The organism is Williamsia sp. 1135 (assembly GCF_002095395.1).
Classification (GTDB): domain Bacteria; phylum Actinomycetota; class Actinomycetes; order Mycobacteriales; family Mycobacteriaceae; genus Williamsia.
The window spans coordinates 1-15,778 of record NZ_MJEI01000064.1 but is presented as its reverse complement, the minus strand read 5'-3'; the positions used below and the strand labels follow the sequence as shown (position 1 = coordinate 15,778).

Sequence of the window (15,778 nt, the reverse complement as noted above, 5' to 3'; positions counted from 1 at the left end):
TGTTGCTGTGTGTTTCAACGCTGCGGCGGCACGATTCATGCCCCGGCGCGCACACCTTCTTCGACCTTCTTGCCCAGTTCCGGGTCGACATTGCTCCAGTACTGGAACACCCTGGACAGGACCGGCTCGGTGACACCACCCAGTACGTGTCCGACTATGTTGCCCACCAGTCGTTCTCGCGCATCGTCGTCGAGCACCTCGCGATACAGGGTGCCGGCCTGAGTGAAATCGCCGTCTTCGGGATGGTCGATGTAACCGGCCCGCACCGCCTGCCCGTCGAACTCCCAGAGACCTTCGTCGCCCGCGGCGTTCGGGTCCGCATGCGGTCCACCGAAGGAGTTCGGCGCATACACCGGCACGTCGGGTGCGCTGAAGTTGTACGCCATCGCACCTTCCTTGGAATAGGTGTTGACGACGGCCGCTTTGGCCGAATTCACCGGTAGGTGCGAATAGTTGGCGCCGATCCGGTAACGATGCGCATCCGCGTAGCTGAAGACACGTCCGAGCAGCATCTTGTCCGGGGAGAACCCGATGCCGGGTACCACGTTCGATGGTTCGAAGGCGGCGAGCTCGATGTCGGAGAAGAAGTTGGCCGGGTTGCGGTTCAGCGTCCACTTGCCGACCTCGATCAGCGGATAGTCCTGCTGCGACCAGACCTTGGTCAGATCAAAGGGATTGAACCGGTACCCTTCCGCCTCGTCGACGGGCATGACCTGAATTTTCAGGGTCCAGGTGGGGAACTCGCCCCGCTCGATCGCCTCGTAGAGATCTTGCCGGTGGTAGTCCGGGTCGGTGCCCGCGAGTTCGTCGGCCTTCGCCTGGGTGAGGAACTCGATGCCCTGGTCTGTCTTGAAGTGGTACTTCACCCAGAACCGTTCTCCCGCTTCGTTCACCCACTGGTAGGTGTGCGAGCCGAACCCGTCCATGTGCCGCCAGCTCCTGGGGATACCGCGATCCCCCATCAGCCAGGTCACTTGATGCGCCGTCTCCGGACGCAGCGTCCAGAAGTCCCACTGCATGTTGTGGTCGCGCAAACCTGAACCGGGAAGCCGCTTTTGGCTCCGGATGAAGTCGGGGAACTTGATCGGGTCCTTGATGAAGAAGATCGGCGTGTTGTTGCCGACGAGGTCGTAGTTGCCGTCCTCTGTGTAGAACTTCATCGAGAACCCGCGAGGATCGCGCCAGGTGTCGGGGCTCCCCTGCTCGCCGGCGACCGTCGAGAACCGCACCAGCGACTCCGTGGTCTTTCCCGGCTGCAGGAACTTGGCCTTCGTGTACTTCGACACGTCGCCGGTGATCGCCAGTTCGCCGTATGCGCCACCACCTTTGGCGTGGACGACCCGCTCCGGCACCCGCTCGCGGTTGAATTGCGCGAGCTTCTCGATCAGGTAGTGATCGTGCAGCAGAATCGGCCCCTGGGTACCGGCGGTCAGCGACTCGTTGTCACTCACAACGGGGATCCCGGAGTTCGTCGTGGTTTTCGGGGTCATTGCCTGCCTCCTGTTCGAGTCCGACGAAGGGTGTTCGTCGGACGAGTGAAATGTTGCGACCGGAATTGCTTGAAGAGTGCTGTCAGTGCTGGGCAGCCGCGTGGCAGACCGAGCACAGTCCCCAGTAGGTGACTTCCGCCTCGTCGATGACGAAACCGTGGTCGACGTCCGGCGTCAGGCAGGGAGCCGCCCCCTTCGCGCAGTCGACATCCCTGATGTCACCACAGTTTCGGCAGACCAGGTGGTGGTGATTGTCGCCTGTTCGGTTCTCGTATCGGACCGGCGAACCGGCGGGTTCGATCCGGCGCAGCAGGCCGTGCTCCGAACACACCCGCAGGACGTCGTAGACGGTCTGGGTCGACACGCCGCCCAGCTGCCCACGGATCCTGGCAGCCACGAAGTCAGCCGTCGAGTGCGGGTGCAGTTCCAGGACACCGAGCACGGCCAGCCTCGGCACAGTGACCCGGAGCCCCACCGCGCGCAGCTGTTGCCGCACGTCGTGGTGATCGTGTTCCGGAGTCATGACACAAACGTACGCTCTTTTCTGGAATCAGTCCAGAAAAGAGACGCGTGAATCGCGACAAAACCGACAGGCAGGTCGTCGGTGACCGCCCTCACATAGTCTTGGACTCTCAGCTCAGCCTGGAGGCAACCATGTCGAAGTCATCCGTGCGATCGGTTCTCCGTCTCGCGATGGTCAGTGCGCTGGTCGCGGTCACCGTGTCCTTGGTCAGCATCCCGGCGGCGAATGCCGCGGGCATCTGCCCCGGAGCCGGGCAGGCCCCCGTACTCGTCGCGCGCATCCCCGGGGCGGCCCTCGAAGGCGTGACCGTCGATCCGGCCGGCAGGCTCTACACGACCGACATCGTCACCGGCCGTCTCTACCGGGTCGACCGCCCGGGAGCCAGGGCGATACCGGTCGCGACCGTCCCCGGCGGTAACGGAGGCGGCGCCCTGGCCTGGACTCCAGACGGCACGCTGCTGGTCGGTTACGGCGCGGATCCTCGGGTCCTGGTCGGCGACGCGATACGCGCGGCGTCGATCGCGAAGTTCAATCCGGCGACCAGGCGTCTGACTCCGTTCGTCGGCGGGCTCAGCGCCGCGAACGGTCTGGCGGTGGCCGCGAACGGGGTCACCTACGCCACCAACGATTTCGGATCGCTGATAGGCCGAGTGTTCCCGAACGGCGCGGTGCAGGCGGATTGGGCGAGCCTACCCAGTGCCAACGGTGCTGTCCTGGGCAACGACGACTCCTACCTCTACGTGTCCCGCACCTTCGTCAATCCCGGCGTGAGTCGCATCCCGTTGCGAAACCCCGGAGCCCCCCAGTCGCTGGTGACCTTCGGGGGCGGCGACGTCATCGCTGCCGCCGACGGTTTGACGCTCGATTCCCGCAACCGTCCTATCGTGCCGACCGACATCAGTGGTGAGATCCTTCGGGTCACCGGACCGAACCAGTTCTGCGCGTTGGCCTCCGGGCTCCCGGGCTCGAGTGTGGTCACCTACGGCCGCGGCGGCGCAGGGTTCTCGGACGGCCGGTTGTTCCGCGCCGGGTTCGATGGCGACATCTACGAGATCCCGGGCGGTTTCGACCCGAACGCCCGTACCGCCGCACCCTAGGCCTGCGCCGACCGGGCATTCATAACCGTCGAGCGTGCCCTTGTTGCCGTCGAGCGTGCCCTTGCTGTCCCCGGGCACGAAGGATTTCATTCCGGAGCGTGGTGCCAACTTCCTTGGTGGTCAGAACAGGATGTTTCCGGAGCCCGCGGATCATGGCGAGGGCAATGCGCTGTGGAGTCAGGAGCGTTCTCGGGTGGACCTCGTGGTTGAGAGTCTGCAACAACGTAATCGTAGACAACGGATCCGCGGAGATGTGCCGAAGCACCTCGGTGGCCCAACGGCGTAGGCGGTCCGGGAGCGCCTGAGTCTGTTGCGAACCAGTACATCGCGTGCGCGTCGCCGTCGCGCCAATTCCACCACTTGCGCGTTGCCGCGTCGAGTGCCTCGTGATCGGACAGGTCGTCGGGCATCATGTCTGCGAGGCGCACGGCTTGCCGCAGAGCGTCGGAGATGCCCTGCGCCAGCGAGAAGTCCTTGAAGTGTCCGGCATCACCGAGCAGGACCCATCCGGGTCCTGCCGCTTGACGAAAGTAGCCGTGCCAGTTGGTCATCACCCGAATGGGTCCAACCCGATTCGCCCCAACCAGGAGGCCGGCGAGCTCGGGCCAGTGGTCGAGTGCGGCAGAGAACGCCGATGCACGATCCTTGCCGAACCCACTGCCGGTGGCAATGCACACCATGTAAAGATCTGAGTCCGTCGGACTGGCAAGGAATGCACATTCACCAATGCGGCCCAGCCGCAACCGACCCGACCGGTCTGGCACCCCCTCAAAATAGGCCCACGCCGGAGTCCGGAGACCCGGAGTGCTCAGATATTCCTGCGCCCCAACGGTGGCAGCAACTTTGGACTGCCGACCGTCGGCACCAACCACCACATGGCCCCGGATCGGCCCATGCGCGGTCTCGACGCCGACCACACGACCCCCGACGGTGATCAGACTCGTCACCTTCACGCCAGTTCGCACGTCCACACCAGCCGCGACGGCCGCAGAAACGAGCAACGCGTCGAGCGTCAGCCTTCGCACGCACAAACCCGGCTGCGGAAACACCCCGGGATCGAGTGTTCCGTTGACACGAACGTCGTCGTTCACCAGCGAGATCTGGTCGATCAACACGCCACCGGCGGCGAGCGCAGCGTCGAGGACCCCGATGCGGTCGAGGATGGACACCCCGCATGGCTGAATGACGTGGGTAGGGGGCGTCTCTGACGGAAATTCCGCCTTGTCCACGACACAGACACTCAGCCCGCGACGGGCGAGCATCACCGCCAGCGGCGAGCCGGCGCAGCGCGCTCCTACGACCACGACATCAAAGTCCTGTGCCATGTGATCCGTCCCGGTCCTCGAAAACTTACCAGTGGATAGTTTGCCGCAAGCGGCCAAACTTATCAATGGTTAGTTCCTGCGTTACGCTCACGCCATGACGGTCGGTCCCCGGTCCTATCACCACGGCAACCTGCGAGAGGCAGCGATCGCAGCAGCCGTCGCAGAGGTCGAGCGGGTTGGCGCTGCCGCGGTCAGCGTGCGGGAGGTCGCGCGGCGCGCAGGCGTGACGCATGCGGCCTTGGCATACCAGTTCGGCGATAAGTCTGGATTGTTCACCGCGATTGCCGCAGCGGGCTTTCGGCTGGCCGTTGACGCGATCGAGCCGGTGGCGGTCGGGCCTGAGGGCTTCGTCACCGGCGGCATGGCCTACGTCATGTTCGCCCTCACACACCCCGGGTACTACGAGGTGATGTTCCGACCAGACTTGTACAGCGATGCAGACCCAGCACTTGTCGAGGCCCGCGACGCCGCCTTCGCGGTCCTCTACGACAGCGCTCGAACCAGCCTGGCAGCGTCGCCTACCGACGACATCACCGGCGTCGTAGTGGCCGGCTGGTCGATGTCCCATGGCATGGCCACACTGTGGCGTACCGGCAACTTGCGCGGCAGAATCGGCGAGGACCCCAACCTCCTGACCCGCCAAATCGCCGAAGGCATAGCCGGCCTCGGCGAACTGGCCACCCACTACCTCAATGCGATCGACGAGACAGACGAACCAACGGTAGCCACGACGTAGTGCCGGCGCCTGAGCACGCGACGGCGAAGGGTGCACTGAGGGTGTTCAAACTGAACGCACTCCTGACGAGAGTGGCACGACCGAACGTGCCCTACTGCCCGTCGACGGCACGATCGACGTTCAGTAGGGCACGATCGACGTTCATAACGGCACGATCGACGGTCGTTAGATCACCAACCCGAGCAGCAGCACCACGATCAGACCGCTCACGGACAACACCGTCTCCATGATCGACCAGGTCTTGATCGTCTGCCCGACGCTCATACCGAAGTACTCCTTCACCAGCCAGAAGCCGGCGTCGTTGACGTGGGAGAAGAACACCGAGCCGGCTCCGATCGCCAGCACCAGCAGGGAGATCTCACCGCTGCTGAGACCGTCGATCAGTCCGAGCATCAGCGAGGACGCGGTGATCGTCGCAATCGTCGCCGAGCCTGTCGCGAGCCGGATGAGTGCCGCGAGAACCCAGCCGAGCAGGAGCACCGACACGTTCGCGTCGCTCGCCCAGTCGGCCAGGAGCGTGCCGATCCCGCTGTCGACCAGCACCTGTTTGAAGCCACCACCCGCAGCAACGATGAGCAGGATCCCGGCTATGGCCGGGAGGGCTGCACCGGTGCACTTCGCGATGGTGTCGCGGTCCATCCCTGACCCACGGCCAAGCGTGAACATCGCGACCACCACCGCGATCAGGAGGGCGATGACAGGCGTACCCAAGACGTCGAGGATCTGGCGCACGATCTGGTCATCGTTCTCGATGAAGATCTCGGCAATGGCCTTGCCCAGCATCAACACAACCGGGAGCAGAACGCTGAAGAGCGTGATCGCGAAGGACGGCCGTTTGGTGGTCTCACCATCGGCGGGGTCGGCGTCGAAAGTGGTCGGCACCGGAAGTACGACCCATTTGCCTGCGAGCTTCCCGAACAGGGGGCCGGCGACGATGATCGTCGGTACCGCCACCACGACACCGAGTGCGAGCGTGGTGCCCAGGTCAGCACCGAGCGCGTCGATCGCCACCAGCGGCCCCGGATGTGGTGGCACGAAGCCATGCATGGCAGAAAGGCCGGCAAGGGCAGGGATGCCGACCGTGATCAGCGACAGACCCGAGCGTCGGGCCACCAGGTAGATGACCGGCATGAGCAGAACGAGGCCGATCTCGAAGAACATCGGCAAACCGATGATGGCGCCGACCAGGGCCATCGCCCAGGGCAACATACGCGGCGAGGCGTGGCCGACGATGGTGTCGACGATCTCGTCGGCGCCGCCGGAATCGGCGAGCAATTTGGCGAACATCGCGCCCAGCGCGATCAGGATGCCGACACCCGCTGCCGTGGATCCGAAGCCGTCGGTGAAGGATTCGAGGACAGTCGGGATCGCCTCCCCGGCAACCACACCCACCGTCAGACCGCCGAAGACCAGCGCCAGGAAGGGGTGAACTTTTGCGATCGTGATGAGGACGACGATGACCGCGATACCGGCCAGCGCTGCCACGATCAGTTGCCAACCGGCCGCGACAGGCTCCGGTAGTTCGGTGTCGGCGGCCAGCAAGACCACCGATTGTGCGGACATCAGTTCTCCTCGGTTGTGGTTGTGGCGACGAAGTTCTCGACGATGTCGTCGATGGATTGATCGATGTCGATGACCACGCCGCGTTCGTCGTCGCCGAGCGCCTCGAGGGTCTCGAACTGCGACGCGAGCAGCGACGGTGGCATGAAGTGCCCCGGCCTGCTGGCCTGCCGCCTGGTGATGACGTCGTGGGTGCCGTCCAGGTGCACGAAGCGGACGTCGGGGCAATGCGCCCGCAGTTGATCTCGATATTTGCGCTTGAGGGCCGAGCAACTCATGACGCCGCCCTGGGAGTGATCGGCGAGCCATTCACCGATCGTGTCCAACCAGGGATATCGATCGGTGTCGTCGAGCGCCTGACCAGAGGACATCTTGGCGATGTTCTCCGCTGGATGAAAGTCGTCCGCATCCGCGAACGGGACCCGAAGGCGCTGGGCGATTGCGGCCCCGACCGTTGACTTACCCGAACCGGACACACCCATCACGACCAGTGGCGATCCCATAGCTTCTCCTTGCCCATCTGTGCTACCGGTCACACATATTGCTTCAAAGATCATACTTTTGCAACCCCCGCCCTCTTTAAGGCAGTTGTTTACTCGCAGCGCCTCCGAATGAGAAGATAATTATTGTGGCTTCGGATGCAGCTGTCGGCGAACTCCATGGCAGTGTTCTGACCGGAATCGGGACCAGGATCGTGTCCGGTGAGCACGCGGCCGGTGCGGTGTTGACCCTCGACAGCGTCGGCGTCGAGTACGGGGTCTCGCGCACGGTCGCCCGAGAGGCCATCCGCGTCCTCGAATCCATGGGACTGGTCGCCTCACGTCGACGCGTCGGCATCACCGTTCAACCACGAGACCGCTGGAACGTCTTCGATCCACGGCTCATCCGCTGGCGACTGGACGCCGGCGAACGTACCGACTTCTTACTGACCCTCTCGGAACTACGTCGCGGATTCGAACCCGTCGCAGCCGCCTTGGCGGCCGATCGTGCCGATGAACACCAATGCCGCATTCTCGCGGCGGCGGTCTCGGACATGGTTGTGCACGGACGGTCCGGCGATCTCACGCAGTACCTCTTGGCCGACAAAATCTTTCACCGCACCCTGCTCGAGGCGAGCGGCAATGAGATGTTCCGCGCTCTCAGCGATGTGGTGGGCGAGGTGCTCGCCGGACGGACCCATCACGGCATGATGCCGACCCGCCCCAACCCGGCGGCGATCGCGCTGCACGACGATGTGGCACGGGCGATCAGACTCCGAGATCCCGAAGCGGCTGAACTCGCGATGCGGGAAATCATCGTCGAAGCCGCTGCCGCGGTACAAGATCCGACCCGATCCGGCTGAAGAACCCCTTACTTGAGGCGATTACCCGGCCTGATCAGGTGACTGGGTTTCATCCGCTCGGACGGCGGCAACCAACGGTCGACACTGCGGCGCAGCGTGAACAGTGCCGACAACAAGAGCAACGCGAACTGGACCCAACCGACGATCCGCAGGGCACCAGGGACCGATGGGTAGTCGAAGAGCAGGTCCATCCCCATCGGGATGCAGAGCAGCGTCACCACGACCATCGTGACGTAGAGGTTGCGGGCGCCGCGGCTACGGCGCCGCGACGTCGCGACGAGTAGCGGGTACTGGATCGCGAGCATCACTAGCGTGGTGATCAGCAAGGCCGGCGGGAAGAGTCCGGACAGGGAATCGATGCGATCGGCGGGAGCCGCGTTGTTGGGATCCTGGGCGACACCGAGCTGCAGACGCTCGTTCAGCAGATCGCTGATCGCGCCGAGATTGGCGAACCCGTAGACGACGCTGACCAGCGCGGCGACGGCGGCGCCGATCCATAGCAGCCTCGCATGATGCAGAGACGCAGGTGGCGGGGCCGGCTCGTCGAAGTTGGCGTGGTCTTTGTCCTTCGACTTCCGCCCGGCGGCCAATTCGGCCATGTCGAGGGCGTCGAGCTCAGCGAGTGTCGGCATTCCAGACAGATCTGGCGGCACGTAAAACGAGTCCGAGGGCCCGGCGCTCGACTTCTCGAGGTTCGGGCGGTCGGGCTGCGGATCGGTCGGCTGCTCTTCTGGGTCCTGCGTCACACCCCCGATTGTTGCACTCGGTCCGTTCGGACCCCACCCAGCCGGTGCGTGGGCGCTGTCAGGACGCTTCGGCCGCCGACTTCAGAGCCTGCAAGGTCCGCGCGATGTTCTTCTCCTGGAACTCGGGAAAGGTCTTCCCAGATGTGACGACGCGATCGAAGATCTCTACGACCGCGCGAGGCCACCGGCGGCGGTCTTCGATCCAGGTTTCCGTCACCGTGGTGCCGCCGGAATCATTCGCCTCGAACCGGTATTCCCACGATGCGTTGGCACCGTTGATCTTCGGCGCCTTACGTCCGATCGCGTGGACGCGGAAGGCAAATCTCTCCGCGACGTCGGCGGCGGTCACCGTGCATCGGGTGATCCACCGTGCCCGCCCTCGGCGGTTGGTGCCCTCGAACACCATTCCGACGAAGGCCTCACCGTCAGGCCTTGGATTGACGACGGTCGCGCCGAGGTTCTCGGGACTCCACTCTCCCATCCGGGTCGGGTCACTGACCATCGAGTACAACGCCTGGGCGGTGGCGGCGATGTCGATGCTGTCCGATACCTGCATTCTTCTCGGTTCCATGGCCATGACTGCACGGTAGCGGCATGCCTTACGGCGTTATCTTCAGCATGCGCCCGACGGTGGCCTGCCAGAGAGCTCCACTGGCACCAATGGTGCCGGTGAGCTGCAGTGGCTCGTCCAGCGGCGCAGTACCGACCTGCTTGAACGCCTTGCGGTGACCGGTCTCGAAGTCGACGGCCGTGAAGTAGACCGGTCCGACCTGCTGAATACCTCCGCCGGCGGGCAGCGGGCCGTACGCGAGTGCGTAGATCAAGCCGTCGGCGCGGGACAGCTTGGGCAGGGTCGCCACCCGATCGTTGCTCTCCCAGACCCGGTGGCATCCGGCCGGCGAGACGTCGATGCGGGTCATTCCGCCGGTGAAGGCCGCGGCCGGTGGATCGCTCGGGCCCGACGTCGCGAACGGTGGGTACCCGAACCCGTACGTGCTCGGGATGACGATCGAGTTGCCCCACGCCATCGGGGAGTTCTCAGTGCCCTGCCCGGACGTGCCGAACGCTGGGGTCGAGCAGACCTGCGTGCCGTCGCTGCTGCGGTAGACGACCAGGTTCGGGCGGTCCGCGTTGTCCACGATGGCCACCCACTCGTCGCCGCCGGGGCCGAAATAAGTAGGGGTCGTCCCGGATCCGGGCGCGAGCTGGCCCGGGCGTCGGGCATCGCCCGCGTCGTACGCCTGCCGCCAGACGGTCGTGGGGGTACCGGTCGCGTCGGCTGTCATCTCGTACAGTGCGCGGCTGGTCAGAATCGATGCGCCACCCGGCCTGATGCTCAGGCCGTTGGTCAGTTTCTCACCTGCGGGTAGCTGCGCCGACCCGATGACACCGGCCGGGTCGACGGTCCCGATCACGCCGTTCGTCGTCGCGAACCAGATGCGGCCCTGGTAATCCGGCGCAAGACCGGTGATCGCATCACCGGTCGGGATGTGCCCACGGACGTCGATGCGCTGGTCGATGTAGAGCTGCCAGCGGCCGTCGGGGTTCTTGCGGTGAGCAACCTTCAGGATCGAGCCCGACCCGTCGGCGACCACGACGCGGTTGCGATTGTCGAGGTAGCCGTACACCCCACCGAGCAGCCCGCCTTTGGTCAGCTGGAGGGACGCAACCGGCTGTGCGGTGGCGGGGTCGAAGAGTTGAACGGTGGGGACCGCGACATTGACCGGGTTGGCGCCGACGTAGCCGGTGCACAACGCGACCGGCAGCGAGTCGCTGCCTATGAACGTCGCCGCGCAGGCGCCTGCGGGAAACGACGAAGCGGTGAGCTTTCCCGCCGGACCCGGTCCGGGGTGCGGCGTCGAGTCGGTGGACGCCAGGTCACCGTGGATCAGCGAGGTCCCGGGCGGGCCCACATCGGGGCCGACGGGTGCGGCCGAAGCCGGATTCACCGTCGCCATCAACGCCACCAGTGCCAGACCTGCCGCAATCCCCCGGACCCATTTCATCCAGACATACAAACACGATGCGCCCTGAAAACTGACAAATAACGAGCCTCCGAGGGCTATTCACCCTCGGCGGACTGCTATTTGCCGGTTTTCAGGGAGTAACAGACGTGTTGGCGCCGCAGAGAATCACGCAGGGCAGCCGGCCCGGATCGGGCTCCACCGCACCGGACAGGAGTGGCGCCAATGCCGCTGCTGTCCCGTGTTCGACGACGATGCGGAATTCGTCCCACAGCAGGTTCCGTGCCGCGATCAATTCGTCATCGGTGACGGTGATACTGCCAATGGGCAAGGCAGAGATGGTGTCCCAGCAGATTTCACCCAGCTGGGTGGCCCCGAGAGAGTCCGAGGCGATGCTGTCGAGGTCCACGGGAACCGGACTGCCCGCGGCAAGGGCCTGGTGCAGCGCGGAGGCGCCGACGGGCTCGACTCCGGTGACTTCGTGTTCCGGTGCCAGCGCAGCGACCAGACCGCCGACGAGACCTCCGCCCCCGACGGCCACGAAGACATCCAGCGGGGAGTCGAGCTGTTCGCGGAGTTCGAGTCCGATGGTGCCGGCCCCTGCGACGATGTCGGGGAGGTCGTAGGCGTGAAGCTGCAGTGCCCCGGTCTGTTCCGCCATCACCGCGGCCGCTTCGGCACTGAGCGCGAACCGGTCGCCGACTTGGTGGACGTCGGCGCCGAGGACGTTCAGGCGCGCAACCTTCACCCCCGGGGCAGTGGTCGGCACCACGACGCTGCACCTCAGGCCGAGCATCCTGCAGGCCGTCGCGGCACCGATGGCGGCGTTACCGCCTGACGCGATGACGACGCCGGAGTCGGTGAGCCTGCCACCTTCCTGGGCGTGCAGGATCGCGTTCAGACTGCCGCGGATCTTGAACGATCCGCCGCGCTGGAGATACTCGAGCTTGAGGGCGACGGTGACCGGTCCGGACGGTGTCGGGATGTCGGCGTGCAAGACCGGCGTGGGCCGGATCAGCGAACTGATCCGAACCCGCGCGGCGACGATCTCGTCGACCGAGATGGGAGACAACTCGCTGCCGAGCTAAACCAGCAGCTCGGCAATCTGAATGGTGTTGAGCGCTGCGCCCTTTCGGAGGTTGTCCCCGGAGACGAACAGCGCCAGACCGCGGCCCTCAGGTGCGCCCGGGTCCTGCCGGATGCGCCCGACCAGGGAGTTGTCCTTGCCTGCCGCTTCGAGCGGCGTGGGGACCTCGGTCACGGTGACGCCCGGGGCGTCGCCCAGGATCTTCGTGGCCTCCTCGACCGACAACGGCCGCTCGAACTCGGCGTTGATCGAGAGCGAGTGACCGGTGAACACCGGCACCCGCACGCAGGTCCCGCTCACCAGGAGATCGGGCAGTCCGAGGATCTTGCGCGACTCGTTGCGCAACTTCTGATCCTCATCGGTCTCACCCGAGCCGTCGTCGACGATCGAACCGGCCAGCGGAAGCACGTTGAACGCAATAGGCGCAACGTATTTCACGGGCTCGGGCAGGGTCACGGCCGAACCGTCGTGCACCAGCTTCTCTGCGTCGTCGATACCGGCTCGCAGTTGAGTCACCAGCTCCTCGACACCGGCCAGGCCACTGCCCGACACCGCCTGGTACGACGAGATGATCAGACGCTGCAGACCGGCAGCATCATGCAGCGGCTTGAGGACCGGCATCGCAGCCATGGTGGTGCAGTTGGGGTTCGCGATGATGCCCTTCTTGGGGCTCTTCGCCTCCTCGCCGTTGACCTCCGAAACCACCAGCGGCACATCGGGATCCTTGCGCCACGCCGACGAGTTGTCGATCACCGTGACACCGGCCGCCGCGAAACGCGGGGCCTGCTCGCGGGACATGGTCGCACCGGCGGAGAACAATGCGATGTCGAGACCGGTGGGATCCGCGGTCGAGGCATCCTCGACGACGATCTCTCCACCACACCACGGCAACTTCTTGCCCGCCGAGCGCGACGACGCGAAGAACCTGATCTCGTCGGCGGGAAAGTTCCGCTCCTCCAACAGTTGTCGCATGACGGCGCCGACCTGACCGGTCGCGCCGACAACACCTACTTTGACACCCATCGCTATCGCCCCGTTCCGCCGTAGACAGTGGCTTCTTCATCGCTACCGAGATCGAAGGCCTCGTGCAGCGCGCGCACGGCGTCATCCAGTTCGGTGTCGCGGCACAGCACCGAAATCCGGATCTCGGAGGTGGAGATCAGTTCGATGTTGACCCCGGCATTCGAGAGTGCCTCACAAAAGGTCGCGGTGACGCCCGGGTGCGACTTCATCCCGGCACCCACCAGCGAGACCTTGCCGATGTGATCGTCATAGAGGATCGAGCTGAAACCGAGCTCATCCTTGATGGAGGTCAGCTTCTCGACCGCCAGCGGGCCGACCTCCTTCGGGCACGTGAAGGTGATGTCGGTCTTACCGGTCTCGACCTTGGAGACGTTCTGCAACACCATGTCGATGTTGATCTCGGCGTCGGCGACGGCACGGAACACCCGGCCGGCGAAGCCTGGCTTGTCGTCGAGGCCGACAACGGTGACCTTTGCCTCGCTGCGGTCGTGGGCAACTCCGGTGAGGATTGCTTCTTCCACGGGAATGTCCTCCATCGATCCGGACACCATGGTGCCCGGCTTGTTTGAGTACGACGAGCGCACATGAACAGGAACGTTGTAGCGGCGGGCGTACTCGACGCAGCGCAGCATCAGCACCTTGGCGCCACACGCGGCCATCTCGAGCATCTCCTCGAACGACACCGTCGCAAGATGCTTGGCGTTCGGCACGATGCGCGGATCAGCGGTGTAGATGCCGTCGACGTCGGTGTAGATCTCGCAGACGTCGGCCTTGAGCGCGGCGGCCAGGGCGACGGCGGTGGTGTCGGAACCACCGCGACCCAGGGTCGTGACGTCCTTCGTGTCCTGCGAGACGCCCTGGAACCCGGCGACCAGCACGATCTTGCCCTCGTCGAGAGCCGACCGCACGCGCCCGGGCGTGACGTCGATGATCTTCGCCTTGCCGTGGCTGCTGGTGGTGATCACCCCCGCCTGCGACCCGGTGAAGGACTGGGCCTGCGCCCCGAGGGAACTGATGGCCATCGCGACCAGCGCATTGGAGATGCGCTCACCGGAGGTGAGGAGCATGTCCATCTCGCGCGGAGGTGGTGAGGGGCACACCTGCTCTGCCAAATCGAGGAGTTCATCGGTGGTGTCGCCCATCGCGGAGACGACAACGACCACGTCGTTGCCCGCCTTGCGCGTCGCGACAATGCGCTCGGCCACCCTGCGGATGCGTTCGGCGTCGCCTACGGACGAACCGCCGTACTTCTGCACGACCAGAGCCACGCAGTTTCCCTTCTCTCGCTTGTGTCGAGCTTCTTTGAAATCAGCGAGCGGGCAACGGTACGTACCGTCGTCCGCCCCGTGCAAGGATAGCGACCTGCATTTTCTCGTGCACCGAGGTGTCCGCGGTCCGGTACGAGGTGGCACTAGGATCGCTCACGTGCTGCGCCGAGCGACGATCGACACCATCAGCGATCGGCTGTACCAACGGCGCGATTGGATCGAACCGATCGCAGTGTTCCTCGTGATCCGATTGATCGGAATGCTCGCTCTGGAGCGGTTCACCCAATTGCGCGGCGGCAGTCTCGGGTCCGCCCTGTCGGCGTGGGACGGCAAGTGGATGCTGGCCATCGCCGAACACGGGTACGGCGGGGTTCCGCTGACCCAGACCGACGCCCAGGGCATGCGCGACTCCGACACCCCGTACGCATTCTTCCCCGGCTACCCATTGCTCGCCGGTGCCGTCGACAAGATCCCCGGTTTCAGCCCGTTCGGAGCGGCGCTGACCGTCAACGTGGTGCTCGGGTCACTGGCGGCCGTGGGCGTGGCCCGCATCGGTGCGCTCTGCTGTACGCAGATGCAGGACCGCGCCACACGGCCGCGGTGGATGCCTGCCCGTATCAGCGGCTGGTTCGCTGAAGAATCGGATGCCTCCGAACCGAAACCGCCGACCGGGCGTGCCGACCCACGACGGGCCGGCCTGTTGCTGGCGGTGCTGTTCGCTGCGGCGCCCATGGGCATCGTGCTGTCCATGGCGTACACCGAGGCCCTGTTCTGCGCGCTGGCGGCATGGGCACTGGTCGGAGTGCTCGAGCACCGATGGCTACTGGCGGGCGTGTGCGCGTTGCTGTCCGGACTGTCTCGCCCGACGGCCGGCGTGCTGATCGCCGTGGTGATACTCGCGGCGCTGCTGCATCGTCGCGACGGATGGCGGGCGTGGACAGCGATCGTCCTCAGCCCGCTCGGCTATCTGGGATATCTGGCAGTTGTGTGGCACAAGACCGGCGAGCCCCTGGGCTGGTTCCGGATCCAGACCGAGGGCTGGAACACCGGAGTCGACTACGGCAAAGCCGCTTGGGAGTTCGTCAACTACGCGCTGGTCAACTCGTCCGAGATCGCGCCCGTTGCGACGGCATGGATCATCGTGCTGACCATCGGGTTGGCGCTGTTCAGTTTCGTCGAACGCGTCCCGTGGCCGGTGTCGGTGTACGGCGCACTGGTAGTGGTGTCGATCGTGGCATCGAGTGGCCTGATGATGAGCCGGCCGCGCCTGCTGCTACCCGCCTTCGTCCTGCTCATCCCGATCGCGATCGGGTTGGCCAAGCGTTCGATGTCTACACAGGTGATCGCATCTCTCGTCGTGATCACGTTCAGCTCGTGGTTCGGCGCCCACATGCTGACGGTCTATCCACACGCCGTGTGATCAAGACCCCCACCACGCCGAACGTGCCCTTCTTGTCGGCGAACGTGCAGCAAAGACGGCGATAGCGGCACGGTCGACGGCATCTTTGGCACGCTCGGCGGCGATATCGGCCCGGTCGACGGAACCCGCCTGGAGGCGGTGAGCAAGGCGAACTCGCACCGCCCGGCAGGCGGCCCGCGTCGTCTGGACAGACGAGG

At 65.1% G+C, this 15,778-nt stretch carries 16 protein-coding genes; 4 read left to right on the top strand and 12 right to left on the bottom strand.

Annotation, left to right across the window (positions count from 1 at the left end):
- Nucleotides 1–35: 35 nt before the first annotated feature.
- On the bottom strand, nucleotides 36–1,490 hold the full coding sequence (locus BFL43_RS04085) for a catalase (protein ID WP_084891035.1): 1,455 nt from the start codon (nucleotides 1,488–1,490) through the stop codon (nucleotides 36–38).
- 82 nt (nucleotides 1,491–1,572) lie between these two features.
- Nucleotides 1,573–2,013: a Fur family transcriptional regulator gene (locus tag BFL43_RS04080; protein WP_084891033.1), complete on the bottom strand. Its 441-nt coding sequence runs from the start codon at nucleotides 2,011–2,013 to the stop codon at nucleotides 1,573–1,575.
- A gap of 131 nt (nucleotides 2,014–2,144) precedes the next feature.
- Here BFL43_RS04080 and BFL43_RS04075 point away from each other — a divergent pair, with 131 nt between their 5' ends.
- On the top strand, nucleotides 2,145–3,110 hold the full coding sequence (locus tag BFL43_RS04075) for a hypothetical protein (RefSeq protein ID WP_084891085.1): 966 nt from the start codon (nucleotides 2,145–2,147) through the stop codon (nucleotides 3,108–3,110).
- Nucleotides 3,111–3,196: 86 nt separating this feature from the next.
- Here the strand turns inward: BFL43_RS04075 and BFL43_RS04070 are convergent, their stop codons facing one another.
- Nucleotides 3,197–4,435 (bottom strand): FAD-dependent monooxygenase, encoded by a 1,239-nt coding sequence (locus BFL43_RS04070; RefSeq protein WP_084891030.1) that lies wholly within the window; start codon nucleotides 4,433–4,435, stop codon nucleotides 3,197–3,199.
- A gap of 94 nt (nucleotides 4,436–4,529) precedes the next feature.
- On the opposite strand from BFL43_RS04070, the gene BFL43_RS04065 reads away from it, so the two are divergent.
- Entirely contained in the window at nucleotides 4,530–5,171 is a 642-nt protein-coding gene (locus tag BFL43_RS04065; RefSeq protein ID WP_084891028.1) for a TetR/AcrR family transcriptional regulator, read from the top strand.
- A 165-nt stretch (nucleotides 5,172–5,336) separates the two neighbouring features.
- Here BFL43_RS04065 and BFL43_RS04060 read toward each other — a convergent pair whose 3' ends face one another.
- Nucleotides 5,337–6,734 carry a gluconate:H+ symporter gene (locus tag BFL43_RS04060; RefSeq protein ID WP_084891026.1) on the bottom strand — a complete coding sequence of 466 codons (1,398 nt, stop codon included), beginning with the start codon at nucleotides 6,732–6,734 and terminating at the stop codon, nucleotides 5,337–5,339.
- Nucleotides 6,734–7,234 (bottom strand): gluconokinase, encoded by a 501-nt coding sequence (locus BFL43_RS04055; protein ID WP_084891025.1) that lies wholly within the window; start codon nucleotides 7,232–7,234, stop codon nucleotides 6,734–6,736. The genes BFL43_RS04060 and BFL43_RS04055 overlap by 1 nt, the downstream gene beginning before the upstream one ends.
- Nucleotides 7,235–7,359: 125 nt before the next feature.
- Here BFL43_RS04055 and BFL43_RS04050 point away from each other — a divergent pair, with 125 nt between their 5' ends.
- A complete protein-coding gene (locus BFL43_RS04050; RefSeq protein ID WP_084891023.1) occupies nucleotides 7,360–8,073 on the top strand; it encodes an FCD domain-containing protein in 714 nt (237 codons plus the stop codon).
- Nucleotides 8,074–8,081: 8 nt separating this feature from the next.
- Here BFL43_RS04050 and BFL43_RS04045 read toward each other — a convergent pair whose 3' ends face one another.
- From BFL43_RS04045 to BFL43_RS04020, 6 genes are all read right to left on the bottom strand, one after another.
- A complete protein-coding gene (locus BFL43_RS04045; RefSeq protein ID WP_084891021.1) occupies nucleotides 8,082–8,819 on the bottom strand; it encodes a hypothetical protein in 738 nt (245 codons plus the stop codon).
- Nucleotides 8,820–8,877: 58 nt separating this feature from the next.
- The gene (locus tag BFL43_RS04040; RefSeq protein WP_240498049.1) at nucleotides 8,878–9,396 is read right to left on the bottom strand and encodes an SRPBCC family protein; all 519 of its coding nucleotides are present in this window, start codon (nucleotides 9,394–9,396) and stop codon (nucleotides 8,878–8,880) included.
- Nucleotides 9,397–9,418: 22 nt separating this feature from the next.
- Complete coding sequence (locus BFL43_RS04035; RefSeq protein ID WP_084891017.1) at nucleotides 9,419–10,825, bottom strand: hypothetical protein; 1,407 nt, start codon at nucleotides 10,823–10,825, stop codon at nucleotides 9,419–9,421.
- A gap of 91 nt (nucleotides 10,826–10,916) precedes the next feature.
- The gene (locus tag BFL43_RS04030; RefSeq protein ID WP_084891015.1) at nucleotides 10,917–11,855 is read right to left on the bottom strand and encodes a serine/threonine dehydratase; all 939 of its coding nucleotides are present in this window, start codon (nucleotides 11,853–11,855) and stop codon (nucleotides 10,917–10,919) included.
- 12 nt (nucleotides 11,856–11,867) lie between these two features.
- Nucleotides 11,868–12,893 (bottom strand): aspartate-semialdehyde dehydrogenase, encoded by a 1,026-nt coding sequence (locus tag BFL43_RS04025; RefSeq protein ID WP_084891014.1) that lies wholly within the window; start codon nucleotides 12,891–12,893, stop codon nucleotides 11,868–11,870.
- A gap of 2 nt (nucleotides 12,894–12,895) precedes the next feature.
- Complete coding sequence (locus BFL43_RS04020) at nucleotides 12,896–14,161, bottom strand: aspartate kinase (RefSeq protein ID WP_084891012.1); 1,266 nt, start codon at nucleotides 14,159–14,161, stop codon at nucleotides 12,896–12,898.
- Nucleotides 14,162–14,318: 157 nt separating this feature from the next.
- Between BFL43_RS04020 and BFL43_RS04015 the strand changes: the two genes are divergently transcribed.
- A complete protein-coding gene (locus BFL43_RS04015) occupies nucleotides 14,319–15,581 on the top strand; it encodes a hypothetical protein (RefSeq protein WP_084891010.1) in 1,263 nt (420 codons plus the stop codon).
- Here the strand turns inward: BFL43_RS04015 and BFL43_RS29120 are convergent.
- Nucleotides 15,582–15,778 (bottom strand): hypothetical protein (locus tag BFL43_RS29120; RefSeq protein ID WP_206186608.1); only part of this gene is annotated, 197 nt, incomplete at its 5' end.

What these genes read in the sequence shown, in the direction of transcription:
- BFL43_RS04080 (WP_084891033.1), bottom strand. Translation starts at nt 2,013, where the DNA reads ATGACTCCGGAACACGATCACCACGACGTGCGGCAACAGCTGCGCGCG.
- BFL43_RS04085 (WP_084891035.1), bottom strand. Translation starts at nt 1,490, where the DNA reads ATGACCCCGAAAACCACGACGAACTCCGGGATCCCCGTTGTGAGTGAC.
- BFL43_RS04055 (WP_084891025.1), bottom strand. Translation starts at nt 7,234, where the DNA reads ATGGGATCGCCACTGGTCGTGATGGGTGTGTCCGGTTCGGGTAAGTCA.
- BFL43_RS04060 (WP_084891026.1), bottom strand. Translation starts at nt 6,734, where the DNA reads ATGTCCGCACAATCGGTGGTCTTGCTGGCCGCCGACACCGAACTACCG.
- BFL43_RS04040 (WP_240498049.1), bottom strand. Translation starts at nt 9,396, where the DNA reads ATGGCCATGGAACCGAGAAGAATGCAGGTATCGGACAGCATCGACATC.
- BFL43_RS04075 (WP_084891085.1), top strand. Translation starts at nt 2,145, where the DNA reads ATGTCGAAGTCATCCGTGCGATCGGTTCTCCGTCTCGCGATGGTCAGT.
- BFL43_RS04065 (WP_084891028.1), top strand. Translation starts at nt 4,530, where the DNA reads ATGACGGTCGGTCCCCGGTCCTATCACCACGGCAACCTGCGAGAGGCA.
- BFL43_RS04035 (WP_084891017.1), bottom strand. Translation starts at nt 10,825, where the DNA reads ATGAAATGGGTCCGGGGGATTGCGGCAGGTCTGGCACTGGTGGCGTTG.
- BFL43_RS04025 (WP_084891014.1), bottom strand. Translation starts at nt 12,893, where the DNA reads ATGGGTGTCAAAGTAGGTGTTGTCGGCGCGACCGGTCAGGTCGGCGCC.
- BFL43_RS04070 (WP_084891030.1), bottom strand. Translation starts at nt 4,435, where the DNA reads ATGGCACAGGACTTTGATGTCGTGGTCGTAGGAGCGCGCTGCGCCGGC.